At 58.5% G+C, this 6,091-nt stretch carries 6 protein-coding genes and 1 pseudogene; 4 read left to right on the top strand and 3 right to left on the bottom strand.

Going from position 1 to position 6,091, the window contains the following annotated elements; translation table 11 throughout:
* Positions 1 to 11: 11 nt before the first annotated feature.
* Positions 12 to 701 (top strand): UPF0149 family protein, encoded by a 690-nt coding sequence (locus tag BMX04_RS19105; protein ID WP_074787307.1) that lies wholly within the window; start codon positions 12 to 14, stop codon positions 699 to 701.
* A 204-nt stretch (positions 702 to 905) separates the two neighbouring features.
* Here BMX04_RS19105 and leuD read toward each other — a convergent pair whose 3' ends face one another.
* Genes leuD through BMX04_RS13510 form a run of 3 tightly spaced genes read right to left on the bottom strand, consistent with a single transcriptional unit; the run spans position 906 to position 3,581 of the window.
* Positions 906 to 1,523: a 3-isopropylmalate dehydratase small subunit gene (gene leuD, locus BMX04_RS13500; RefSeq protein ID WP_074787308.1), complete on the bottom strand. Its 618-nt coding sequence runs from the start codon at positions 1,521 to 1,523 to the stop codon at positions 906 to 908.
* The gene (gene leuC, locus BMX04_RS13505) at positions 1,510 to 2,946 is read right to left on the bottom strand and encodes a 3-isopropylmalate dehydratase large subunit (RefSeq protein ID WP_074787309.1); all 1,437 of its coding nucleotides are present in this window, start codon (positions 2,944 to 2,946) and stop codon (positions 1,510 to 1,512) included. The genes leuD and leuC overlap by 14 nt, the downstream gene beginning before the upstream one ends.
* Positions 2,947 to 2,957: 11 nt before the next feature.
* Positions 2,958 to 3,581, bottom strand: coding sequence for a GntR family transcriptional regulator (locus BMX04_RS13510; protein ID WP_074787310.1), 624 nt, complete (start codon positions 3,579 to 3,581; stop codon positions 2,958 to 2,960).
* Positions 3,582 to 3,739: 158 nt separating this feature from the next.
* Here BMX04_RS13510 and istA point away from each other — a divergent pair.
* From istA to BMX04_RS13525, 3 genes and pseudogenes are all read left to right on the top strand, one after another.
* Positions 3,740 to 4,417, top strand: a pseudogene (gene istA / locus BMX04_RS13515) (IS21 family transposase); the annotation flags it as partial.
* A 4-nt stretch (positions 4,418 to 4,421) separates the two neighbouring features.
* On the top strand, positions 4,422 to 5,255 hold the full coding sequence (locus BMX04_RS13520; protein WP_074787312.1) for a sensor histidine kinase: 834 nt from the start codon (positions 4,422 to 4,424) through the stop codon (positions 5,253 to 5,255).
* Positions 5,256 to 5,317: 62 nt separating this feature from the next.
* Positions 5,318 to 5,734 carry a response regulator gene (locus BMX04_RS13525; protein ID WP_074787314.1) on the top strand — a complete coding sequence of 139 codons (417 nt, stop codon included), beginning with the start codon at positions 5,318 to 5,320 and terminating at the stop codon, positions 5,732 to 5,734.
* The last annotated feature ends 357 nt before the right edge of the window (positions 5,735 to 6,091 follow it).

The following is a 6,091-nucleotide window of genomic DNA, read 5'->3' on the forward strand; positions in this document are numbered from 1 at the left end:
GCGATTGCGAAATGCTCACCGATGACGAACTGGATCAATTGGACGCGCTGCTGCTGTCGCTTCCGAACGATGATGGCATGCTTCTCAGTGAGCTCGACGGGTTTTGCGCGGGGCTGATTGTGTGTCCCGAGATGATCATGCCCGGGGAATGGCTGCCCTGCGTCTGGGGGAACAGCGCAGCGCAATTCGAGACTGCTGAAGACGTTCAGCGCCTGACCGATCTGATCATGCGGCACTATAACGACGTAGCGCAGTCCCTGACGCCACCGGAGATGGAATACGGCCCGCTCTATGACGAGGACAAGCGCACCGGGGAAATCCTCTGGGAGTCCTGGTGCAGTGGATTTGAGCGCGCGATGCGCCTGCGCCCGGACACATGGATACACATCGTGGGAAGTGGTGACGAAGAAGCGGCGGCTTCGGTCAACATGATGCTGGCGCTTTACAACATCGCAGAAGGTAAAAGCGATCTGCCCAAATCGTCCGTCAAAAGCCTGACCGAAGAGGCTCCAGAACTTATTCCGACCCTCGTACTTAACCTGAACACCTGGACCAAGTCAGGCGTGGCATCAGAGCCTTTCCCAGCCCGGGCTGCCGCGAAACAACCTCACGCACCGTTTCAGGGAACCAAGGTCGGTCGCAACGCCCCCTGCCCCTGCGGCTCCGGACGCAAGTACAAGCGATGCTGTGGGAGCAATTGAACGCTGTTGTGTGACTCTGGAGGCTCCGCCGCGCTTGGCGAACCAAGAAATCTCAGCGTGGCTCACGGCCCATAGTGGACATACAGGCAATCCACTGCCAACGTCCGCTATGAGAATGAAAACACAATCTGCAGACGCAACCCACATCTCCTCTCGCGCATCCCATTCAATTGAACACCTGAGCCTGCAAGAGCCCGCCCGGTTCTATCTACCGCGACCCAGATATTGAAACATCTCGAAATGGGCATCTTCGAACGCCCGGATCGTTGGCGCGTTCGAAAGCGTGGCCTCGATGTGATCTTTGCCGTCAAGCAGTGTTTCTCGCCGGGCCGGTTCGATTTCAAACGGGATAATATCGCCCTCGGGATCCTGAATTTCGCAGGTCGTGAGGTCGATGGTCAGTTCCGGGCGAGCGGCAGCCGTGACGCTGTTTGCCAGGGTCTCGACCTGCTGTTCTTGCATGACGATCGCCAGAAGCCCGTTCTTTTCGCAATTGCCGAAGAAGATGCCCGCGAAACTTGGGGCGATCGCCGCGCGGATGCCGGCTTGCATCAAGCCCCAGACAGCATGTTCCCGGCTCGAACCGCAACCAAAATTCCGCCCGGCAATGAGGATGCTGGCGCCTTCGTAGCGCGACCGGTTCAGAACAAAATCGTCGCGCAGTGTGCCATCGTCTTTGCGGCGCACATCATAAAAGACGCCTTCGGCCAGCCCTTCGCGGTCAATCCTTTTGAGGAATTGCTTGGGCATGATCATATCGGTGTCGATGTTGGGCATCATCAGCGGCGCGGCCAGCCCGGTATGGCGTTCAAACTTCTTCAAGGTCGCTCTCCTGCATCAGGGTGCGGACGTCTGTGATATGGCCCGTCACCGCGGCGGCGGCGACCATGGCCGGGCTCATCAGGTGGGTGCGGGCGCCGCGGCCTTGCCGGCCTTCGAAATTGCGGTTGGTGGACGAGGCGCAACGCTCGCCTGCCGGGATGACATCATCATTCATCGCAAGGCACATCGAACAGCCCGAGCCGCGCCATTCGAACCCGGCCGCGCGGAAGATGTCGGCAAGGCCCTCCTCTTCCGCCTGCCGCTTGACGGCCTGCGATCCGGGCACGGCGATGGCGCGAACGCCCTTCGCCACGCGCCGGCCCTTCAGCACGCGGGCGGCGGCACGCAGGTCGCCGATACGGCTGTTGGTGCAGGAACCTATGAAGACATGATCCACCGTGACCTCGTCCATCGGCGTTCCGGGCGTCAGCCCCATGTAGTCGAGCGATCGCTGCGCCGCGTTTCGGTCGCCGGGGTCGGCGAGCGCGCCGGGATCGGGCACATGGCCCGTCACCGGCACGCATTGGTCGGGGCTGGTGCCCCATGTGACCTGCGGCGCGATCTCGGCCATGTCGATGACGATTTCCTTGGCAAAGACCGCATCGGGATCGCTGTGCAGCGTCTTCCAATGAGCGCGGGCCGCGTCCCATGCGGCGCCTTCCGGCGCGTGGGGCCGGCCTTGCAAGTAGGCCTCCACCTTCTCGTCAGGGGCGATCATCGCCGCGCGGGCGCCGCCCTCGACGGCCATGTTGCAGATGGTCATACGCGCCTCGACATCCAGCGCGGAAATGGCGGGGCCCTCGAACTCGACCGCATACCCCACGGCCCCAGACACGCCCGCGCGCGCGATAAAGGCCATCACCATGTCCTTTCCGGTCACACCCTCCGGCAACGCGCCGGTGAAGCGCACGCGCATGGGTTTCAGCACCCGGTAGACCAGCGTCTGCGTCGCCAGAACGTGCTCGATCTCGGATGTGCCGATGCCGAAGCCCAGGGCACCGAGCGCGCCATAGGTCGTCGTGTGGCTGTCACCGCAGGCGATCACCATGCCGGGCAAGGCGTAGCCGTATTCCGGCACGACCACGTGCTCGATGCCCTGTCGCGTGTCGAACAGGTCGAAAAGCTCGATCCCGTGACGGGTGCAGTTGCGACCGAGGTTCTCGATCTGAAGGCGCGCATCGGCGTCGGTCATCTCGTCAAGCGAGGCGATGGCGCGGGTCGGATTGACGTGGTCGACCACGGCCAGATGCGTCTCGGGTCGCCAGACAGGGCGATCGGCTTCGTGCAGACCGGCGAAAGCCTGCGGACTCGTGTATTCGTTCATGATGTGGAAATCGACGTAGAGAAGCACGGTGTTCCCATCGATCCGATCGACCGTATGTGTCTCAACGATCTTCTCATACAGGGTTCTGGGGCGGCTCATGAAATCCCCTTTCAAAGACTGCGGAGACCAAGCGCCCGGATCGCCGCAAGCAAGCTTTCCGATCCGCGTTGACGCTGTTTCAGATGGTTGGCACGGGCCGCCTCGGCATCGCCGGCGGCGATCAGATCAACAAGCGCGCGGTGCGTTTCGACCGACTTCCTCTCGGTGCCCTTGGGCCGCGCGCGGTCAGCGACGAAGTGTGCCCGCTGCGCTAGATCGCGGTGGAGAAGGCCGGTCTGTGCCAAAGGCGCATTGCCTGAAAATTCAAGAAGGGCGCGGTGGAAGGCCTCGTCGGAATGGGTCCAGAGCTCGGGATCTTCAAGTGCCGCCTCCATTTTGTCGCAAAGGCGGCTCAACTCTGCAACGATTTCAGCTCGATCACTGGCTTCGGCAATCAGGCCCACGGCCATCACCTCGACCGCGGTGACGACATCGTAAAGATCGCTCAGATCGTCCAGCGTCAGCGCGCGAACGAAGGCCCCGCGCCGCGGGAGATTCTCGATGAAGCGCTCGGAGCGCAGACGCAGCATGGCTTCGCGCACGGGCGTCCGGCTGACATTCAGTTCTTCGGCGAGATTGCGTTCGTCCAGGGCCGAGCCTGGAGGTCGCGCATTGGTCACGATCTGCCGCTTGATCCAGACGTAGCAGGCATTCGCAGTGGACTGTTTCGCGCCGTCGTCTGTTGATTGTCACTGAGAACTGACCCGGCAGCAGCAGAAATTGTCATCGAGAATTGACCCATGTGCAACCTTACCCCGGCCTGAATCAGCTGGGAGCACTTGGAGTGATAGACATGGGATTTTTGAAAGTTATCCGGAAATGGGCGCTGCGTGACAAGATGCCCATTCGCGAGATCGCGCGGCGGACGGGCGTGTCTCGCAACACGATCAAGAAGTATTTGCGGGAGGGGATTGTTGAACCTGCGTTTCGTGCGCCAGATCGTCCCAGCAAGCTGGACCCTTATGCCAAGCATCTTACAGCATGGCTGACGACCGATCAGCGCAAATCACGCAAGGAACGTCGAACGGCGAAGCTAATGCACGCCGATCTGGTGAAGCTTGGATATGACGGTTCTTACGAGCGTGTCGCGGCCTTTGTGCGGGAATGGAAAGGTGAACGGCAGCGTGCGCATCATACGACTGATCGCGGGACTTTCGTGCCGCTGGTGTTCGCGCCGGGCGAGGCTTTCCAGTTCGATTGGAGCGAGGACTGGGCCTATGTCGGCGGCGAGCGCATCAAGCTTCAGGTTGCCCATACCAAGCTGTCACACAGCCGTGCGTTTCTGGTGCGGGCCTATCTGCTGCAAACACATGAGATGCTGTTTGATGCCCACTGGCATGCATTCCGCGTCTTCGAAGGCATCCCTGGGCGCGGCATCTATGATAACATGAAGACAGCCGTAGACCGTGTTGGCGTCGGCAAACAGCGCGATGTGAATGCGCGGTTCTTAGCCATGACCAGCCACTACGTCGTTTGTGTCCGTTCTGCGTGATGCTACCGAGCGCAAGAAGATCGAGCGCGCCAAGACGGAGGCGGTGTCGGTCGTAAGCCATGAGATGCGCACCCCACTGACTTCAATCAAAGGATCGCTTCGACTGTTGCATTCGGGAACTCTCGGCATTTTTGACAACAACGCCAAGCAAGCTTTGGATATCGCCGTACGCAATACAGAGCAGCTACTCCTTCTAGTCGACGACATCTTAGATCTGGAGAAAATCCGGGCGGGCAAAATGAAAATGGACAAGGCACCTGTCGACCTTGTGGCGCTTGTCGATGAAGTCGTCGAAATGAACAGGGGGTATGGGGACGAGTTGCGCGTCAACTTCCAGTTCGAGACAGACCTCACCGACGCGATCGCAAGTGTGTCCGCGGCACGATTTACACAAGTGCTGGCAAACCTTCTATCAAACGCAGCGAAATTCACACCTGCGGGGGAAACCGTTCAAGTCATGCTAGATTCTGAAAATGGTTTCTGGAAAATATCCGTGACGGACAAGGGGCCCGGAATTCCTGAGGAAGCGTACCACATGGTCTTCGCAAGTTTCGCTCAATTGCGCAGCCCTGATGGAAAAGAACGCAAAGGAACAGGCTTGGGTTTGGCTATTGCTCAGAGAATAGTTCATGCACACGACGGGGAGATCGACTTTGTGAGTAAATGCGGTGAAGGCACAACATTTTTTGTAAAACTACCCATGCACACAATTCAACCTCAACAGCTTGATCACGCATTTAAAATAGAGAGCACGTTGGACAATCTCAACAACCCTGAGAAGATTCTATTAGATGATGCTAAGCCATTGGAAATTTAGTCTTTGTCATGCGAGTTATTTCTATACTTGGCTGAAGTGCGACACACTAAGAGGGCGGCGTGATGAGAGAGTTGCAGCGAATACTGCACGTAGATGATGATGATGACATTCGAGCCATAGCAGCTATGGCTCTCGAGTTGATTGGTCTATTTGAGCTCCTGCAATGTGCTTCCGGCAAACAGGCAACCGAAGAAGCCGCATCTTTTAGTCCAGACCTTCTGCTTCTGGATTACATGATGCCCGACATGGATGGCAAAGAGACGCTCTGCGAGCTCCGCAAAGTTCCCGGCCTAAATGATGTACCCGTTGTATTCATGACAGCGCGGGTCAACGAAAACTTGTCAAACGATCTTCGCCGCGATGGTGCGTTGGGCGTCATAGCAAAGCCCTTTGATCCGATGGACCTCGCCGCTCAACTCCGCGCACTCTGGCAGATTTATAACGATGTTGAATCTGAGAGGGTGATGTTGAGAAGCTAACTTCCAAGGTGCCTCTAGAACGGAGCCCCCAGACAAACGTCCCTGACCCGTTTTTCATCCTCTGCCCTCCTATCCCAGTCGGGAAATCGTAGCGGAAGACTCCACCTTCAAACGGTCCAGTTTGCGGGTTTAAGATCAATTGGGACTCTGTATCGTTCTTCAAGAGCTATGCGGGATTTTGGGTGACGCGACCTGATTAAGCGGCGCGGTTTTCAGTGTCGTTTGCGGCGACATCCACCCCTTTCACCGACAACCTTCGCGATGGCGCGCGCAAGCTGACCTAACAGGCGATCCAGGCGGAACTGGCTGCGCTCATGAACGCCTTTTTCTGGCAAAGGCTCGGCGACGGACGGGCAC

It is taken from the genome of Roseovarius tolerans, assembly GCF_900109855.1.
In the GTDB taxonomy this organism is placed as follows: domain Bacteria; phylum Pseudomonadota; class Alphaproteobacteria; order Rhodobacterales; family Rhodobacteraceae; genus Roseovarius; species Roseovarius tolerans.

Excerpts from the sequence above, each read along its gene's own strand:
- BMX04_RS19105 (WP_074787307.1), top strand. The coding sequence starts at position 12 with ATGCTCACCGATGACGAACTGGATCAATTGGACGCGCTGCTGCTGTCG.
- leuC (WP_074787309.1), bottom strand. The coding sequence starts at position 2,946 with ATGAGCCGCCCCAGAACCCTGTATGAGAAGATCGTTGAGACACATACG.
- BMX04_RS13525 (WP_074787314.1), top strand. The coding sequence starts at position 5,318 with ATGAGAGAGTTGCAGCGAATACTGCACGTAGATGATGATGATGACATT.